Below are 17,588 nucleotides of genomic sequence, written 5' to 3'. Positions count from 1 at the left end.
TTATTTCTCGAATAACGTACATTACCTCCCAACTCAATACTATAGATGATAGTGAAAATCGAAACCGCAGGATTGGAGCTGCAGCGTGACCTTTCCTGAACTACTCATTGTTTCTGTAGCACTTGCCATGGACGCTTTGGCTGTCTCTCTTGGAACTGGTGCATGTCTTCCACGTATTACCGGGCGGCATATCTTCCGCATGGCATGGCATTTTGGTCTGTTTCAGGGGCTGATGCCGGTTGTAGGTTGGTTTGCCGGGCTTACATTTCGGTCAGCTATAGAAAGTTATGCGCACTGGGCCGCGTTTCTTCTTTTGGCATGGGTAGGCGGCAATATGCTACGGGAGGCGTTCAAGCACGAAGACGAATGCTCTGTTGAACAACGTGACCCGACTCGTGGAATGACTTTGATAATGCTTTCGGTGGCAACAAGCATTGATGCCTTGGCTGTAGGGCTTTCCTTGTCAGTGCTTGGTGTTGGTATTTGGTTTCCCGCCTTGGTTATAGCAATTACATGTGGTCTTTTTTCTGCCATCGGTGTGCGTGCAGGGTATATGCTCGGTAAGGCAACTCGCTTGGGAGACTGGGCTGAAGCGGGAGGCGGACTTGTTCTTTTGGGAATAGGTGTGAAGATCCTTGCAGATCACGGTGTGTTTTAACCATCCATTTTTTGAGGCAGCTGTAAAGAACGCTGGGAGAGTCCGGACTCCACCCTTCTTTCGCCAACCCTGCACTCTTTGTTGTTCCAACATGTCAATTTAAGGTTTTGTTATGCAAAGGAACGCCTCAACCGTATGGTCAAGACGTTCCAGCATTCGTATTACAGGCTTTTTAGAATTTTACGACCATATCGTCGTACGTCTTCCGCCATTTGGGTGGAAGCAGCTCCTTGCTCGTGTCAAAATGGCCAATGGCCAGAATCATTGGAACCCAATAGTTTGCGGGAATATTGAAGGCCTTTTTCACGCCATCGTGGTCGAATCCATCCATGGGGTGGCAGTCCAACCCATGGTTGACGGCGGAGTACATAAGCGACATTCCGAAAAAGCTTGCGTTTTTGACTGCAAATGCCAGTTCGGTTTTTTCGTTGGGTCCATACAGTGCTGTGAGTGTTCCCAAAAGGCCTTCACGCTGTTCTGGTTTCATTCCTTCCGAAGCCATCATCTCGGAAATGTTGCGTTCCAGACCGGGATTCCCCTCCCTCCATCCGGCCATGTCGCCCAAAATAATGCAGACAACCGGAGCGTCGGTGATTTTGGGTTGATCCCAGGCCAGTTTGCGTAGACGCATTTTTTCTTCCTGATCCCTAAGAACCATGATGTTCCAGGGTTGCAAGTTGAATCCTGAAGGGGCCAGGGCGGCAAGTTCGACGACTTCCCGAAGGAGTTCTTCGGAGACAGACTTGCTCGGATCAAAGAAATTTACAGCGCGACGTTTGCGGGCTACTTCAGCATATTCCATGCTAACCTCCAGTGTTTTTAATACATTGTTTTTTAAATAATAGATTATATTACCTAGTTTTCTGTCTATTTGCTAGTGTATTTCGTGGGCAGCAATTTCTTGAAAGTGAATAGCGTTTCGGGCACAAATCTGCGAACGGCTCGTCTTAACGTCATTGAACAGGACGCTGAAAATCCGTACTTATGGATATACATATACTAAAAAGAGGAAAAAATGATAGAAAGCCACATTCCTAAATCCGATCTCCCTAATTTTTCTCAATGCAAGGCCGTTGTCGTGGGCGATCTTATGCTTGACGAATACATATGGGGAGATGTGGGGAGGGTTTCTCCTGAGGCTCCGGTGCCCGTAGTACGGGTTACGGAAAAGACCTATTCTCTAGGGGGAGCCTGCAATGTGGCCGCGAATCTGGCTGGGTTGGGATGTGCGTCTACTGTCATTGGGCTGTGCGGGCATGACGATGCCGCGACTCAGTTGAAACTGCAATGCTCGGAAAATAAAATTCATTGCCGATTTGTGGCTGTGGAGGAACGGCCAACAACTCGAAAAACTCGTGTTATGTCGAGGGGGCAACAGCTCATGCGGCTGGACGAGGAAGTTCTGGACGGTCCTGCTTCCGATGTGGTGCAGGAACTTTGGGATACTTTCGTAGATGCCTCCAAGGACGCAGGCGCGGTTGTTATTTCCGACTATGGAAAGGGTGTGTTTTGCCGGGATTTTTCCAACCGTGTGATCGACCATTGCAGAGAGCTTAATATTCCTGTGCTTGTCGACCCCAAAGGCGGAGATTGGGAACGATACAGCGGCGCTACATGCATTACCCCGAATACAAACGAATTTTTACAGGTTGCCAGTTTTACACCAGACAACGACGCTGACCTTGCAGACAGAGCTAACACGGCTATAGCCGCATTCAGCCTGGAGAGCCTTATGGTCACACGTGGTCCACGAGGGCTGTCGTTGTTTCAGCGTGGGATGCAAAGCTTGCATGTACCCACTCAGGCTCAGGAGGTTTTCGATGTTTCCGGTGCCGGGGACACTGTGATTGCCACGCTGGCTGCCTGTCTTTGTGCCGGGATGGTGCTCGCGGACGCGGCCCGTATGGCGAATTTTGCAGCCGGCATTGTTGTTGGTAAGTTGGGGACCAAACCGATTTACAGAGCCGAATTGGAAGAGGCGCTGCGGAAGAGGGAGTCCGGTACCGGGTATAAAATCCGTGACCGCAAAGGGGCTGCCGACATGGTCGCCTGCTGGCGTGCGGAAGGTGATGAAGTTGTTTTTACAAACGGCTGTTTCGACCTTATGCATGTGGGACACGTTAAAATTCTGCACGAAGCCGCCTCGTTGGGAAGCCGTTTGGTTGTCGGGATAAACTCGGACAGTTCTGTGAAGCGGCTTAAAGGGAAGGACCGGCCCATTATTCCCGAAGGAGAGCGGCTGGCTTTGATGGCAGCACTTGAGTGTGTGGATTTGGTTGTGGCCTTTGATGATGACACACCATTGGAACTTATAAGTGCCATCAAGCCAGACATTCTGGTTAAGGGCGGTGATTATACTGTAGAGACCGTCGTCGGGCACGACTTGGTTACCAAATGGGGGGGGCGTGTGGCTATCGTCCCGTTGCTTGACGGTAAAAGTACGACCAGCCTTATTGAACGGTTGCAACGGACCAGAAGATAGGCGGAGCTTACCGTATTCAGAAAGCCATTCGCATTACTGTGAAGTGCCCTATAGATGACGGACACGAACCGAGAGGTTACTGTTCGCTCAAACAGGAGAGTATAGTGGCACGTATGAAATATTCAAAAGATTTCAAGTTGTCAGCGGCAAAGCTTGTTGTCGAACAAGGGTATTCCTTTTCTGAGGTTGCACAGCAGCTTGGCTGTAGCGGCTGGTCAGTTCGTGATTGGGTTAGAAAGTATCGTGCAAGTGGCGAACTTTCTCCCAGAGAGGAGAGCACGTCAGCTGCCAGCGATTATGCCAAGCTGAGGGACGAAAATGCCCGCCTGCGCATGGAGAATGAAATTCTAAAAAAGGCAGCGGCGTACTTTGCAAAAGAGTCCCTGTAAAGTACGCGTGGATCGCAAAGCAAAGGGGACATTACCCGACGAAGGTTCTTTGCAAAGTTCTGTCCGTCAGCAGAAGCGGCTATTATGCGTGGGCAAGGCGAAAGTCCGGCAGACTGGCGTTGAAGCGGCAGCTGGTCCTTGCCGCAGCACAGAAGTCGTATCACGCCAGTAGGGGAATTTACGGCTATTGCAAGGTGCATATGGACGTCGTGGAGCAGGTTGGTTTTTCGTGTTGCCCGGAGACAGTGCGGCGGGTGCTGGCGGCTGCTGGACTGCAGTCCAAGTTGAAGCGAAAACATCGTTATCCCTGCCAAACTGGACCGAATCCGCCTGTGGCTGAAAACCATCTTTCACGACAGTTTTTAGCCTCGGCACCGAATCAAAAATGGGCGTCGGACATTACCTACATTCCGACACGAGAAGGCTGGCTGTATCTTGCCGTCACTCTGGACATGTTTTCCAGACGTGTGGTGGGCTGGGCAATGTCGGAACGTGTGGACGCACATCTCGTATGCAAGGCTCTGGCAATGGCTATTAAAGCCAGATCCCCCGAAGCAGGGTTGCTTCATCATAGCGACCAGGGCCGCCAATACACCAGCAAGCTGTATAGAAAAGCCCTGAGTCAAAATGGAATACTTTGTAGCATGAGTCGCAGGGGAAACTGCTGGGACAATGCCGTTGCAGAAACGTTTTTCAGCAAGCTGAAAAGGGAATGGGTAAATTGGAGTAGGTACCAGACCCGCTCCGAAGCCAAACTGGATATCTTCATGTTCCTGGAAGGATTTTATAACAGAAAACGGCGGCATGCCGGAATCGGTTATAAAAGCCCGGTGGAATATGAGAACATCCACCAGGCTAAAAGTAACGTAGCGGACTAACCTCTCAGAGAATGTCCATTTTTTCTATGGCACTTCACTGTTTGTGAGATTTTTTTGGACAAAAGGCCTGCAATTCGTTTTCGAGTTGCAGGCCTTTTGTTTGGATCGCGAAGAGGAGGGGAAAGGGATTCCCATGTATACTTGCATTTGAATAATGTGTATAAAGAAAAAGTCTAGAGTTTTAAGGTGAACATTCCCCTTGTTCGCGTCAGCTTGGAGAGTCTCATCCGCTGTTCGCATACCCCGCGGAGGCCGCATGCCGCAAGTCGCAGCCAGAATTACGACGGAATATGAAAAACGCATGAAAGCCCTTTTCCGAACCAAAAGTTCGGGTGCGGAGTTCCTTCTGCCTTGGACGCTTGATGCGCTTGATCGTTGCCTTCGGGATATCAAGGGGGAGCTGGGGATGGCGGAACTGAAAACAGTTGTGGAAGCCTACCGCAAAATTGGCAAGCTGACTCCCGAACATTGCCGTTCAGACTATTTTCAACTTCGTATGCGAGAGGCCTGCAAAGAGGAGCGTCTACATACAAAGCATGGGGCCAGCTGGCCATCTTTGAGCCGTAAGATAGAGGGCTTTGACGATCTGCACTCCACTGCGGCCGTTGTCTGGGGCATGGCTTTTTGGCAAAGCCCGAGTTCCAAGGAGATGACTCTTGATGATTATGTAAAATAGGCAGTGTAGGAAGTGGGAAGGGGCTGAAGTCGCGGGGTGCCGTGCCAGCCGGGCTATGCCCCTGCTGTTCCTAGAGTTGTTTTGTGTTTGGCTCTGGACTAGCTGACGACACTATGATGTGCTCGGAAGCAAGGGCAGCCAATGAAAAACAAGTATGTGCTCCGTTCAAGAATTTCAGAAGCCAAATTCAGGCACCTCGTACGGTGTTTCGCTCTGGACTTGGATGCCCGCCAGGCTGCTTCCCTCACCGGCCTCAACCGCAATACGGTCAACCGCTATTACTTTCTCATCCGACATCGAATTGCCGAGCTTTGTGAGCGGGAGTCGCCCTTTTCCGGCGAGATCGAAGTCGATGAATCCTACTTCGGCGGTAAACGAATCAAGGGCAAACGAGGACGCGGGGCTTACGGCAAAACGCCCGTGTTTGGAATCTTCCAACGAAAAGGGAAGGTCTACACCGAGGTCGTTCCGGATTGCGCGAAAGCCACGTTGCAGGCCATTATCCGGGGCAAAGTCGATCTGGACAGCATCATCCACTCCGATGGTTGGCGGGGCTACAACGGTCTCGTCGATCTCGGCTACAAGAAGCACTACCGGGTCCAGCACGGGCAGAACGAATTCGCCCGTGGCCGCTGCCACATCAACGGCATAGAGTCCTTCTAGTCCTTTGCGAAAAGACGGCTGATGAAGTTCCATGGTGTTCCTGGGAAGACCTTCTACCTACACCTCAAGGAGTGCGAGTTTAGGTTCAACTATCGGGGGGACGAGCTCTATGCTATCATCCTCAAAACCATCCGAGAGAATCCTCTCAGCTAGTCCAGAGCCTTGTGTTTTTTCTATTAGCCTTCGCGTAACGCAATAATGTTTCTTTTACCCAATTCCCGCAAAAAGGCCGTCATGGACACTTCCGCTTCGCGCGGCAGAATGTCGTAGGTCTCGGCAAGTTTGCCACACAGCTCCCGGACACTACGCTTTCCATCTATCCATCGCCAAGATTGCGTGCCCATGGCGTCGAGCTGCAGTTTGCGAAATACCGGCTTGCCATCCCACGCGCCCAACTTTTGGGCTAATCTGCCGAAAAGCTGATTTACTTGCGCCGGAAAACTCAGAATCAGGCTCTGCTCCTGGTCAGTTTCAATTTCCTTTACTTCGGGATTACGAACGGGAATAGCGGCCAATGCCTGATCACGACTGATGGTCGGAGCTGGCTGTTTTTTGCGGAAAAGTGACATAGCGTGCGAATATATCCTTCAGCGGCTGAATGTCCAGGGGGCGTCTTGCACTTGCAGCCAGGGCGAGAATCCGATTGGTGGTTTGCTCATGCTTTGCAAGGAAAAGACCGTATGTTCTGCGCCATGGCACGATGCGTTCGGCCAAAGGTGTTTTTCCTTCCAGATCGAGAACGACAACTCCATTTTCATTAGCGGTTAGTTGTATGCCATGCTGTGGATGAAGTTTGGAAAAATAGGGAGATGCCCAGTCCGCTAAACTGACTTTTTCGAGAATAATGCTGGCTGGCCCCATTCGGAAAAGGTGAATTTTTAAACGGCTGGGGCCTGAAAAATTCAGTTTGAACAAGCCAGGAGCGAATTTGTAGGAATCCAGCTTGAGCCAATCAGGAAGTTCGGCCTGGATGTCGTATATGCGCCATCGGCGTTTCGCCGTATGTTGCAGGTGGAGGACGTCGAAAATTTCTTTGGCCAGTGTATTATCCATCCCAAAGGGAGCATTGCACTGGAACACCAGGGCCGAGTTGCTTTCGCTATCGAACAGGATGCCGCCTTCTCCCCTGGCTTTCTCTTTCTCCCATTGGAAAAAAACTATCGTGGCATTGCTTCCGTCTTTATTGGTCGGGGGTGTGTAAAATGAGACCTTGCCGCCGTGCCCATAACTTTGGCGCACTCGTTTCATGTGCTTTTTCATGGAAAAGGAACCGGTAATCGGCTCCCAACGCAGTTCCAGTGCCGGATGCATATCCGGGCCGATACAAAGGTAGCGTTTGTCCATGGAAATAATGTCCCAGCCTTCGGGGAGGGGGAGCTGCAGGCCGTTGAAGGCGAGTGTGTAGGCCATATCCTTGAGTGTTTCAGTCATTGGTCAGTACGCCAACTTGCCCAATGATTTCATTATGAGCGTGCAGCCCATGGCAAACATGCCGGTTAATCCCATGCCGCAGGAAAAACCTGCCAGCAGAACCGGAGCATACTGCCTCCACTGTGCGCCATAGCGTTTGAGAAAGTAGAAACGTCCCAGCAAGGCCCCGAACAGCTCAAGAAAGTGGCCGTGCGGTGTTGTTTGCCCCAGCCCTCGTACCAGACCGTAAATAAGCAGGATGGGCAGTCCGAATAGGTTCAGCACCATGTACAGCAACAGTCCCAATCCCATTGCCGTACCAACGATTGCAGGATCGAGTGCCTGGAAAAAGGCGGAGTTGCCTTCCAGAGTTGATGTCTGCAAAAGGAGCTGGTTCAAAGCCTGGAGGTGCCATACCTCCTGGGCATACGGGTAGTTCGCTGACGGAATCGGAGCCAGGCGCCAGAGGAATTGGGAGAAAAGCAGGCTGGAAATGAATACGATGGGCCAAGCTACTATTTCCGCCTTGATTATGCCGCGGAGCGAGGTCCCTGTCAGTTCTATCTGGCGGAATTGGACGGTTGCCTCCCCGTAGTTGTGGATGGGAATGGGGGCATACCAGATTTCAATGCCATTGTAGCCGAAATATTTGGCTCCGGCTATGAAGCTCGCCTCACGCACCATGGGGAGGTTGACGGTTTGTCCGGCAATACCCTCCATGCGTGCGGTGATGTAGGAAATGACCGGTGTATAGATGAATCCGTACAGTACAAAGAATAGCCAGGGGAAATTGGGCACCAGGAATAGACAAAGGGCAGTGTAGGCTGCAGTAGAAAAGAAATAGATGCCAAGGGACATCCAGAAGTTTATGTCGCCCCGCTCCGGGCGTCCGTGAATGAGTTCCTTCCAACTTGCCCGCTGTACACCGGCCCCGCCACGGAATGATTTGACCACATACCAGATGCCGATAGCTCCAATGGATAGTCCGAGTCCAATGGAAAAACTCATGTAAAAGTCGAAGTTGTTGGCAAAGATGGTTTCAACTGTGCGCATCCCCGGATGCCAGCGAGAAAGCATCCCATGGCTGTACAGAATGGGGTTGGCGATAAAGGTTATGATCACGCCCAGAATACCGCCGATAACTGCCCAGAACGGCAACACCATCCCCAGAAACAGCAGGCCGAGATCGAGTTGAATACCAGTTGCCACGGCTGGGAGTATATCTTCGGTATAGGGGGTCAGCTCCACCCATGGTATGGGGATCAACCGGACAGGCTGGGATAGTATAAGCCCGCTGACGGCTGGAAGAAGTACGTAAAGAGCCCCAAAAGCCAGTCCTATGACTCCTCCGATGGAAAACACTCTCCACTTCCAGCTTTTTTCCTTGTCCTCGGTAGATTCGGCGAGAGCCATGGTGCCCAAGGCACCCACTGGGGCCATGGGGAAAGGGAGTTTTTCGACATCAGAAGTTATCCGGTACATGGCATAGCCCAATCCGAATTGGTCTATGCGCTGGATAAGCTGTGCGCCGAACAAGAGGAGAATGGGGATGAGCCAGTCGGAGTGGAAGAAGCTTCTTTCGATGTAGGAAACGCTGTCGAGTCCGGGGGCAACCCAGGCGGGGATATGCTCGGTCAGTCCCAGCATTCGTGCCGCATCCGACTGAACAAGATATTGTTGCCACAAAAGGCCTTGGAACGGCGAGGCCAGCGCGGCGCCCGCCATGTAGTAGAGCAGGAAGATTTCCTGCTGCTTTAGATGCGTGTAGGAGCGTTTTGCAATTTCCGCGAACAAGATGATGGTAACCCAGCGCGCGGCCGGACCGATTCCTTGCCCAACCACCAATTGCAGGTACATGGAGCCTGGCATCATCAAAAAGCCGATGAAGACCGCTCCTACAAGGGTTTTCCAATCAAATCCCTCTTCGAAATGATCCGGCGGTGGAAGAAGGTCCCGGTACTCTTGAAGCTCTTTGTCATTATGCATGGGGATTTCCGTATGCTGCGGTCTTTTTTGCAGAAAGCCTAGTCCGGCAGCACCATGTAGCTTATGCCTGTTTCCAGCCCTATGAGCGCCCACAGGCCGCCCATGAGAAAGTCTCCGAGAATGAGTCCGAAAAAGAAAAAACGTACTTTTTTGAACAGCGTGATTCCGCCGTAGCGTAAGGACAGCTGGTTGACCAGCCACCCTATGAAAAAAGAAAACCAAAGAATGCGCATGGCAGACGAATATGTGGCCAGGTATCCTATGGGATGGATGGGCCACCAGTAGAAGCGATGGTAGCAAAATACCAGGGCAAGCATGATCAGCCCACCGATGATGGAGAACGTCCCCACCCAATGTGAAGGGGAGGAAGCGTTTTCCGTTATCCGGCCTACGTTTTCATAGACTGTAAGCGTTGTTCGCGTGGCCCAGTCCAAATCAAGTTCCCGCAGACCATACCTGTAGCACAACATCAGCATGGCTGCGAAACTCACCACTACGCCGAGCAAGACAACCGCTACGATTCCTGTCAGATATAGCCGCCGGTTTTTTATCTTTTCTCCTACTTTTGCTCCGTGAACCAAGGAGGGCATGAGTGATTCGCGAAAATCCACAAAGAGGACTTTTTGGGCGACTGCCGAGAGCAGCAGCCCTGCCGGGCTGAAAACCTTTGAACCGAAAAAGGCCATAAGGGAATCCAGCGGGGCTGTGGTGAGCGTGAAGTAGGCGATGCCGCCCTGGCAGATGATGCGGCTGGCCACGAGGGAAAAGAGAAAGAAGGCAACCATCACCAGCACTGCGGTGAGCATGGACATGCCAAAGTGCGAGCACCACAAAACCAACAGGCCAAAGCCTAGAATGAATCCCCAAAATGAAATTCGTACCGAAAACCACGCGGCTTCTTCTGGTTTGGACAGGAAGAGCGCGCTTTTGAATACCCGGACAAGATGCTGTCTTGCCAGCCAGACGATGAACAAAAAGAAGACGAGGTATGCGCCAATCATCTGAGTTTCAGGGACGCTGGAAAGCGTCGGGCCAAAGGTCACTCCCAGTGCGCTGGGTGGGATGTTCAGTCCTGTAATTTCCAACAGTCCGGCAAGAAGACATCCGGTAATGTAAAAGAACCAGAGACTGAATGAAATCTGGCGGGAGGTCACGAAGGCAAAGCCGATAAAGGCAGGATAAATATAGACTTTGAGCTTATGGAAACCTGAAAACAGACCAAACTTGGCGAAGTACTTGCCCGCCAAAAAGAGGGTTGGGAACTGTGGTACCTGTGGGAAAAAAGCATTCAGCCCATTTATAGTATGCAAAATCACGGGGATGAGCATGCCGATGAGCAGATACCGATTGGTCAGGAAAGCTCCGAGTTTGTTTTCGTCCAGGGATTCTTCCATTGCCATGGGCAGGGCCAGCAAAGGGAAATTAACGCGTTCGTTTTCCACCCACTGCCGACTGAAAATATTCACCAGACAGAGCATGCAGAAGTAGCAAAGAAAGATGAATGCCCCCCACCATATGAACGGTGTTACCCAGGCATGCCAGGGAATATGGCCTGCAAGCTCGCTGGTGGACATGGATACGCCACCGGGAATGCCATCATATAATTGCTGAACCGCAGCTGTGCTGGTGGGAAAAAGCCCGCTCGGCAGATATGGTTTTATGAGCGAGGCCCAGCGGTTTCCAGGAGTGTCGAAATAAACGGGAGCGGTCAGGTTGGTGAAAAAAGTCCGGACCAGTCCTGTGTAGGGAATACCGGAAACGAGTACCATGAGGATCCACGATACCAGGAGTTCAAGCCCCGACAGGAAAGCAGGGCGCTTACTGATTCTGGCGATAATCGCTATCAGGATGGCCAGCCAGGTGATGACGAAAAAGGGTGCCAGGGGAAAATGCCCCCCACCGAGAAGTGTGGCCCGCAGATACAGGTTGTTGAAAGGGGTTGCAGCGCATATGAGCAGGCCCCCTATCACCCCTAGGGCTATGGCACGCAGGCGGATTCTGGTTCTCATGCCGCCCCCATGGTGTCGATTTGTTCGGATACGCTCATTGTTCCCGTTGTTTGGTCTTGGGGCCTGTCCCCATTGATATGGTCATGCAGTATTTGTCCGAATCGCGGTTTGGCGTCTTCTCGCAGGGAGCGCCACACCAAAAGCTGCTTCCTGATGGCATTGAGGAAGTTTTTGTTGATTCTGAGCCACATATCTTCTTCGCCCGTCTCGCGCACAATCCGAACTTGTATTTCCAGAAAGTCGGGAGCGCTTTGGGCCGGGCAAAAGACAAGCTCCGTGGTTTGCTTAACGCCGAAGTCGAATGGCGCCAGCCAAACGCGGGCTTTAACGGTCAGACAAGGCTTCTGGGCGTTTTTGTTGCTGGTAATCGTTTTGGGTACAGGACAAGCGTACAAACAATCGATGGCATCGGAACTGAACATACCGTGCGATACGTCCTTGTGTGCTTCCAGATAAGTCATGAGAAAGCCGCCTATGTTTTCCTGCTCGTGATAGCGCAGCAGAAAGGGAAGTGTAACGACCATCTTGTTGCCATCGGTTTTGGGCATGGTCCAGGAACGATTCACATCCGGAATGGCGATGTTGGCAGCGACACGGGCGGGATAGATGACCGAGAGCAGTGTTACCAAGATGACCAGAATCATCGCGGCTATGCCAGCCAGAGAAGAGTAGTTGGCGGTCATGCCCGCCCAGATGGAAGTACCAGCCAGAAGACCTGCAGCCGTCTGAGCCACAAGGTAACCTATCACCACGCTGATGACGGCAAAAGCCACGGCCTCGGCCACAAAGAGATACGCCACATGCGTGGGGGCCATGCCAATGGAAGTATATATGCCGATTTCTTTTTTGCGCTCGTACACGCTGGCAATCATGGTGTTGAGGACGATGAACACAGCGATGAGGAGCGGGATGATGATATTGGGGACCCCGGAGTAGTTGATGGCATCCGATGCCTGGTACACATAGGTTCCTTTGTCCGTTCCGGCGAACAATGTAAGGCCGAAGCGGTCCACCATGGAGCGTGCCAGACTGCGTACTCCGTCTGGAGAATTCGGTACGACGGCAATTGCTTTGAAGTTGCCGCCCATGGTCCGGACAGTACAGGCTGGTGCCAGAATTATGCGCGATGCATCTTCATGCTGGTAGCGTCCCTGGAAGGAACGAACATCTTCTCCCGACTCGAGAGCCTCCATTTCGGTTTCGTTCATTTCGACAACCATTTCGTTGGGATAGATGGCCGGAGTAAGAGGTTCGCCGTCCAAGTCGGTAATTTTGTTAAAGGCCTGTCCATCAAAGCAACCGATGACCTGGAACTCGGTTCCCCACACATCAATTGCTCCCTCGGGATTTTTGGGGTCTATTCCGAGGCGCTTTGCAAGGACAAGCGGAAGGAGACAGACGTTATTTTCGTTGGGAGTGAACCATCTTCCTCCAACGAGAGATTGGGAAATTCCTTCTGGAAACAGCGGGTCTTGCGCGCCGAGTCCTACCATGCCTCTGGCTTGCGCGAAATGTTGGTCTCGTTTGAGGGGAACATAAACAGCCTCAGTGCGCTCTGGAGTCTCAAGCCAAAGCCTTGGGCTGCCAGTAGCCCTGTCGGCAAAGGCGTTGGTGAGAATATCTTCGGCAAGGGGGGGGAGCGTGTTCCAGCCCATGGCCTTGACGAGGACACCCTTGTAAGGTGCTGTTTTGCTGAAAAGGACGTCTGTGCTTTGGCGAACACTTTTTACTGCGGTGAAGCTCATTATGGTGAAAGTCAGGATAACCAGGGTTACGCAGGTGAGCACCGTCCGGATTGGCCTGCGCCGAAGGTTGCTGACTCCGATGACAAAGGCCGAGGTAAAGGCCTTCCAGCGGGAAACGTCCTTTTCCTCCGCCATGTGTTGTGAGCGTCGTTGCAGAGACTGCATTTCCTTTTCAAAACGGAAGAAGATGATCAGTGAAACCATGGCCGAGAGCCCGACGATGAAGAATGCCAGGATGACGACAAGCGGCGAATAGGTAAGCTGAAAGGCTGGATGGACAAAGTAGACTACGCCGATGACGGCGCAGAGTATGCCAAGGAAGCCGAGGATGCGTTTGTGTATGTCGGCAAACGCAAAAAGTACCCGTTCCAGACAGTAGGCAAAGGGTACAAAAAGGGCGATGTAGAAAAGCACCCCAACCAGAACATCCTTCTGGGTGTTCTGAACGTCGCTGTAGACTCGTCCGGCCAGGGCCCATGATGCCCGGGAGTTTTCAACAAAGTCGCTGTAATTATAGACCGCAAGGGCTTCCTTAGCTGTTTGCAGATAGGTAAGTCCTTCTTGTCGTAATTGATCGATGCGGTCGTTGACCACACCGTGGCTTTCCAGATTGTGTATGCGTGGGGCAAGAAGCTGCCACATGTCGTGTGCCACGGAGTATTCAGTGGGCAGAACGTCCTCTTTTCTCGTCGTCAGGTACCCCTTGCCATTGGGCGTTTGGGAATTACCGTTGGTAAGAATGAGTTTGCGTGTGAGCAATGTGTCCGACAACGTGAATTTGACAGGCGTATCCGGTTCCACGAACAGCGCGGCCATAGTGGAATCTCTGGTGTCTATGCGGCTGTACCAATAACGCATGGGGACCGTATCGCGCCGTCCGTCAAACATGTCGAGGCGGGTCATATAATTGAAGGTCCGTGGCTCCAGAAGATCGAAAAAGGTGATCTGCCGGGCCGTGAACATGACTAGGTCGGTTTCCATATAGCGCCGGTTCATTTTGACGCGGTAGTTGTCTTTTCCGGTTTGTTTTTTATCGATGGCCCATATCACGTCGCCGGTCTGCGGATCAAAGCGGTATCCTTCCAGCACAACCTTGTGGAAAGTATTTTTTTTGTCGCAAATGCCATTGAAAGAGAACCTTCCATTCGTGTCAGCCATAGCAAAGTAGACAGCCGGTCCCTGATAGGCCTGGATGATTGTGCCGGGAGCCGGTTGTTCCGGGAAGAGTTCGCCATGGCGGATGAACTGGGCGTCTCCGTCCAGGTCTGCTATGCCCAGGCGGGGGGCTTCCTCGAAAAGGGCCTGCTCCTCGTTGGCCAGAGTCTGGATCATGCGTAAAGCAAGACGGCTTTGTCGGTGGGCAGAAGTAAAGTCCACCTTTTCAATTGTGTCGTATGGCGTATCCCAAAAAGCTCTACCGTCGCCTGTTGTAGCCAGGGTCAGCCCGAGATAACCGCCCAAAGCGGCAACCTCGCCACCGAAAAATGGCTTGTCCGTAAAATAGCTTTGCCAGGTTCGTATGCGGCTGGGGCGTAAGGTATCTTTGTACAATCGCTGCAAATCTTCGGGAAGTTTTTGCACCTCGCGACGCATAATGCGTTCAATGAAGGAATAGCTGGGATTACGGTTGCGGTCCGGACGGATGTCGTACATGAATCCGTAGTCGAATGCTCCCAATCCGTCCCCATGGCTGGAAATATAGAGGGATACGGAGGCTGCAACCTCCATTCGGGCAACTATCGATCTGATTTTCTTTGCGGTTTTGACGGTTTTGGACTGAATACTTGCATCCGCTACGATATCTTTTTGCCTCTGCCGGGCCGTATTAAGAAATCCATTGAGCAGTTCAAGTTCATCCGGCTTCAGATTGGCCAGAGTTTCGTTCCAGACAAGACGGCGCATTGCCAGACGGACAGCGTCAAGCCGCTCTATCTCCATGATGTTGCCGGGCGCGTTTTGCAGTCGCAGGCGCATGAGTCGGTTGGAGAGCTGGTCGATGCTGTTTTTGACCTGGTTTTGCAAGGCCGTCCGTACATCACGCGCTTCAGGCGTGGATATGGTACTGGTGTCTATCCCTTTTTCAAGAGTCTTAAGCACGGCTTTGGCGGTTTTTGCTCGTTTTTTTTCTTCCCTCTCAATGTCTTTGAGTCGCGTAAATTTAGATCGAATGGCTGCAACAAAAGCCCGCATGCCAGCCTGTCCGTAACCGGTTCCTGCGGTGGCAACAAATAATACCGAGCGTTTGGGCCGGTTCTTGGCAATACGTTCGGCCATCTCAAGCATTGCAGCAATGGACAGCCCCTGGTCCGCCCCCGGTGAACGACCGTAGGCAAAAAATCCCGTATCGTAGGATGCCTGTACAATAAGAAGTTGTTCTTTGAGATCGGGGTCGTTTCCTTCAAAAAGGGCGTAAACATTTTGTCCGCTGACGCGTTCCCAACTGATATTGCAAGAGAGGTGGACCTTGGAAAGTGGTGTTTTCCAGGCATCTGGCGCAGACTTTTTTTCGTCAAACCCCCGCCATGTCTGTTCTGCTTCGCGTCGAGGCATGAGAAAGGTTGGCAGACCGAACGGAGTAAGCTCCTTTTTCTCCTGAAAAGTACCTTTGCCTCGTTTGCCAGAGTCGAGAAATATGACAGCCTTTGCGCCCAGCATGGCTGCATTGTTCCAGTTCTTTCCCGATTCAAGCTCCAAAAGGACAATACAATCTTTGATCGGCCTGCCATCGAGGGCAGAAAGTGAACCGTCTCCTCCGTAAACCAGGGGGGCTTCTATGCCCTGTTGGGGCAAGGTCTGCGGGGATATTGCATTAATCTGCAACGCCGTAAGGGAGAGTGTACGCTTGGAATTGAGGTCGAACAGACTGCTGTCATGCTGTATTCTGACCGGGGCAAGGAACTTTTGTATGCCTGCCTCGTCAGGGGAGAGGCGTTTGAAAGCCTTTTCAACAAGTTGGGCAGCCTTGGTGCTTCCATCTGTTCCCAGGCTGCGGTCTTCCAGTGCGGCTAATGCACGAACCGTGTGTTCAAGGTTGAAGTCAACGGCGGATGCTGATTTTGCTGTGCATGGCAGAATAAGCCAGAGAACGCAAAAAAGGAAAAAGCACTGGAGATGAGGACGCGAGGTGAAGTTTTTCACTCGTTACTCTCTGGCAGCGATTTCACCGACGTGAATGTCGAGCTGATCGCGGTTTTCGATTTTGTCGATGCGTCCGTCGACGATCCAGATAACCCGATCCGAGACATTGAGCATTTTGTAGTCGTGGGTGGCCGTTATGATGGTCACGCCCTGTTCGTGGCTCAGTTCGCGCAGGAGTTCAATGATTTCAGCACCAGTGGAAAGGTCGAGGTTGCCTGTGGGTTCATCGGCAAGGATGATGGAAGGGGCGTTGGCCAGCGAGCGGGCAACGGCCACACGTTGCTGCTGTCCTCCGGACAGTTCCTGGGGTTTATGATTGAACCGTTTGTCCAGCCCGACCATACGCAGCAGTTCCACACCGCGTTCCATGGCGTTATCATCATCCATCCCTCCAAAGGTCATGGGCAGCATAACATTTTCAAGGGCGGTCATGACCTGGATGAGATTGAAGGTTTGAAATATGTATCCGATTTTTCGGTTGCGGAGCCAGGCCAATTCAAATGCATCAAGCTGGGCGATATCGACTTCGTCGATGAAAACTTTACCGGAAGAAGGTTTATCCAGGCCGCCGATCATGTTGAATAACGTGGATTTACCTGATCCGGACGGCCCCATTATGGAAATATATTCTCCGGCCTGTATTTCCAGGTCGATGCCCTTGAGGGCTTCCAGCTTTTGGTTGCCCATGGTGAAGGTCTTCCGAACCTGGGTGGTCCGAACAATGGTGTGCGACTCGCTCATAAAAGGCTCGTTGTGATCGGTTTTCAGCCTTCGGAACGCATTGCGTCCACAGGCTGCATTTTTGCGGCGACAATGGCCGGGTATAACACGCCGACCAAAGACAGTCCCAGCCCCACTCCGGTTGCAGTAAGCAGGGACAGACAAAATGTTCCTACAGGGAGGTTTGTAAGGGCGGCAGTACCAAAGCGGATAAGGCTTATGGCAAGGGCTGCCAGTCCTCCCAACAGGCTTCCGGCCAAAGATCCTGCAAAACCTTGAAATCCGGCTTCCAAAAGAAAAAGGCGCAGAACGAAACTGTCCAGCGCCCCAAGGCATTTCATGGTGCCGATTTCTCGAAACCGTTCGGTTACTGCCATGAGCTGGGCGTTGACGATTCCCACTGTGCAAACCAGCAGGGAAAGCAATATGATCCAGCGGTCTTTGGCCGTACTGCCGATGATACCCGTAAGCGGATCAATGTCGAATCCTGCTCTGATGACAGCCAGACGAAGTCCTTCCACACCGGAATCGAGCACGCCTTGGGCAATTGTGCCGCCGCTCAGGGTAAAACCCAGAAAGGCTACTGCAAGTACCAGCGTCATAACCGTAAGCAGGGAGCGAAAAAAACGAACCCTCAAGCTCTTCAGGCTTATGGATACGGACTTGGCAAAGGGCAAAGTAAGCCGGGCATTCGACTTCGTATTCCCATGGAATGGTGCTAAGTTGTATATGAGATGTTTTTTGGACATGGCAAAGACTTCAGTTGAGTTTTCCTCCCCGCTTTTTAATAAACCAATCCTCGAAGAAAGCAAAGCCTGCCGGTGGATTACCCAG

At 51.9% G+C, this 17,588-nt stretch carries 13 protein-coding genes and 1 pseudogene; 6 read left to right on the top strand and 8 right to left on the bottom strand.

Annotation, left to right across the window (positions count from 1 at the left end; translation table 11 throughout):
* Positions 1–127: 127 nt before the first annotated feature.
* Positions 128–658, top strand: coding sequence for a manganese efflux pump MntP family protein (locus ACI0FJ_RS04975; protein WP_424306492.1), 531 nt, complete (start codon positions 128–130; stop codon positions 656–658).
* Positions 659–830: 172 nt separating this feature from the next.
* On the opposite strand, the gene ACI0FJ_RS04970 is transcribed toward ACI0FJ_RS04975, so the two are convergent.
* Positions 831–1,460: a nitroreductase family protein gene (locus ACI0FJ_RS04970; protein WP_424299804.1), complete on the bottom strand. Its 630-nt coding sequence runs from the start codon at positions 1,458–1,460 to the stop codon at positions 831–833.
* A 213-nt stretch (positions 1,461–1,673) separates the two neighbouring features.
* On the opposite strand from ACI0FJ_RS04970, the gene hldE reads away from it, so the two are divergent.
* The 5 genes and pseudogenes from hldE (at position 1,674) to ACI0FJ_RS04945 (ending at position 5,899) form a co-directional block, all read left to right on the top strand.
* Positions 1,674–3,140, top strand: a complete 1,467-nt coding sequence (hldE, locus tag ACI0FJ_RS04965) for a bifunctional D-glycero-beta-D-manno-heptose-7-phosphate kinase/D-glycero-beta-D-manno-heptose 1-phosphate adenylyltransferase HldE (protein WP_424299801.1) — start codon at positions 1,674–1,676, stop codon at positions 3,138–3,140.
* Positions 3,141–3,253: 113 nt separating this feature from the next.
* Positions 3,254–3,529 (top strand): transposase, encoded by a 276-nt coding sequence (locus tag ACI0FJ_RS04960; protein WP_424306490.1) that lies wholly within the window; start codon positions 3,254–3,256, stop codon positions 3,527–3,529.
* An 11-nt stretch (positions 3,530–3,540) separates the two neighbouring features.
* On the top strand, positions 3,541–4,407 hold the full coding sequence (locus ACI0FJ_RS04955) for an IS3 family transposase (RefSeq protein ID WP_424306488.1): 867 nt from the start codon (positions 3,541–3,543) through the stop codon (positions 4,405–4,407).
* A gap of 256 nt (positions 4,408–4,663) precedes the next feature.
* Positions 4,664–5,083 carry a hypothetical protein gene (locus tag ACI0FJ_RS04950; RefSeq protein WP_424299798.1) on the top strand — a complete coding sequence of 140 codons (420 nt, stop codon included), beginning with the start codon at positions 4,664–4,666 and terminating at the stop codon, positions 5,081–5,083.
* A gap of 141 nt (positions 5,084–5,224) precedes the next feature.
* Positions 5,225–5,899: pseudogene (locus ACI0FJ_RS04945) on the top strand (IS1595 family transposase).
* Positions 5,900–5,922: 23 nt separating this feature from the next.
* Here the strand turns inward: ACI0FJ_RS04945 and ACI0FJ_RS04940 are convergent.
* The 7 genes from ACI0FJ_RS04940 to ACI0FJ_RS04910 all read right to left on the bottom strand — a co-directional run bounded on the left by ACI0FJ_RS04940 (position 5,923) and on the right by ACI0FJ_RS04910 (position 17,503).
* Positions 5,923–6,315, bottom strand: a complete 393-nt coding sequence (locus ACI0FJ_RS04940; protein ID WP_424299795.1) for a PqqD family protein — start codon at positions 6,313–6,315, stop codon at positions 5,923–5,925.
* Entirely contained in the window at positions 6,269–7,057 is a 789-nt protein-coding gene (locus ACI0FJ_RS04935; RefSeq protein ID WP_424299793.1) for a hypothetical protein, read from the bottom strand. The genes ACI0FJ_RS04940 and ACI0FJ_RS04935 overlap by 47 nt, the downstream gene beginning before the upstream one ends.
* 123 nt (positions 7,058–7,180) lie before the next feature.
* Positions 7,181–9,142 (bottom strand): peptide transporter, encoded by a 1,962-nt coding sequence (locus tag ACI0FJ_RS04930; RefSeq protein ID WP_424299790.1) that lies wholly within the window; start codon positions 9,140–9,142, stop codon positions 7,181–7,183.
* Positions 9,143–9,180: 38 nt separating this feature from the next.
* Positions 9,181–11,151 carry a DUF6785 family protein gene (locus ACI0FJ_RS04925; RefSeq protein ID WP_424299787.1) on the bottom strand — a complete coding sequence of 657 codons (1,971 nt, stop codon included), beginning with the start codon at positions 11,149–11,151 and terminating at the stop codon, positions 9,181–9,183.
* Positions 11,148–16,034 carry an FtsX-like permease family protein gene (locus ACI0FJ_RS04920; RefSeq protein WP_424299784.1) on the bottom strand — a complete coding sequence of 1,629 codons (4,887 nt, stop codon included), beginning with the start codon at positions 16,032–16,034 and terminating at the stop codon, positions 11,148–11,150. Before ACI0FJ_RS04920 ends, ACI0FJ_RS04925 begins: the two co-directional genes overlap by 4 nt.
* 3 nt (positions 16,035–16,037) lie before the next feature.
* Complete coding sequence (locus tag ACI0FJ_RS04915) at positions 16,038–16,775, bottom strand: ABC transporter ATP-binding protein (protein WP_424299781.1); 738 nt, start codon at positions 16,773–16,775, stop codon at positions 16,038–16,040.
* 23 nt (positions 16,776–16,798) lie between these two features.
* A complete protein-coding gene (locus ACI0FJ_RS04910) occupies positions 16,799–17,503 on the bottom strand; it encodes an ABC transporter permease (RefSeq protein ID WP_424299778.1) in 705 nt (234 codons plus the stop codon).
* Between the last annotated feature and the right edge of the window lie 85 nt (positions 17,504–17,588).

The sequence above is a fragment of the Desulfovibrio sp. 7SRBS1 genome, assembly GCF_049723905.1.
GTDB lineage: Bacteria > Desulfobacterota > Desulfovibrionia > Desulfovibrionales > Desulfovibrionaceae.
This window is presented reverse-complemented; position numbering and strand designations above follow the sequence as displayed.

Bases quoted from the DNA above. Each gene is read 5' to 3' on its own strand.
- ACI0FJ_RS04975 (WP_424306492.1), top strand. From the start codon at position 128: ATGGACGCTTTGGCTGTCTCTCTTGGAACTGGTGCATGTCTTCCACGT.
- ACI0FJ_RS04970 (WP_424299804.1), bottom strand. From the start codon at position 1,460: ATGGAATATGCTGAAGTAGCCCGCAAACGTCGCGCTGTAAATTTCTTT.
- hldE (WP_424299801.1), top strand. From the start codon at position 1,674: ATGATAGAAAGCCACATTCCTAAATCCGATCTCCCTAATTTTTCTCAA.
- ACI0FJ_RS04960 (WP_424306490.1), top strand. From the start codon at position 3,254: ATGAAATATTCAAAAGATTTCAAGTTGTCAGCGGCAAAGCTTGTTGTC.
- ACI0FJ_RS04950 (WP_424299798.1), top strand. From the start codon at position 4,664: ATGCCGCAAGTCGCAGCCAGAATTACGACGGAATATGAAAAACGCATG.
- ACI0FJ_RS04940 (WP_424299795.1), bottom strand. From the start codon at position 6,315: ATGTCACTTTTCCGCAAAAAACAGCCAGCTCCGACCATCAGTCGTGAT.
- ACI0FJ_RS04935 (WP_424299793.1), bottom strand. From the start codon at position 7,057: ATGCATCCGGCACTGGAACTGCGTTGGGAGCCGATTACCGGTTCCTTT.
- ACI0FJ_RS04930 (WP_424299790.1), bottom strand. From the start codon at position 9,142: ATGCATAATGACAAAGAGCTTCAAGAGTACCGGGACCTTCTTCCACCG.
- ACI0FJ_RS04925 (WP_424299787.1), bottom strand. From the start codon at position 11,151: ATGAGAACCAGAATCCGCCTGCGTGCCATAGCCCTAGGGGTGATAGGG.
- ACI0FJ_RS04915 (WP_424299781.1), bottom strand. From the start codon at position 16,775: ATGAGCGAGTCGCACACCATTGTTCGGACCACCCAGGTTCGGAAGACC.
- ACI0FJ_RS04910 (WP_424299778.1), bottom strand. From the start codon at position 17,503: ATGTCCAAAAAACATCTCATATACAACTTAGCACCATTCCATGGGAAT.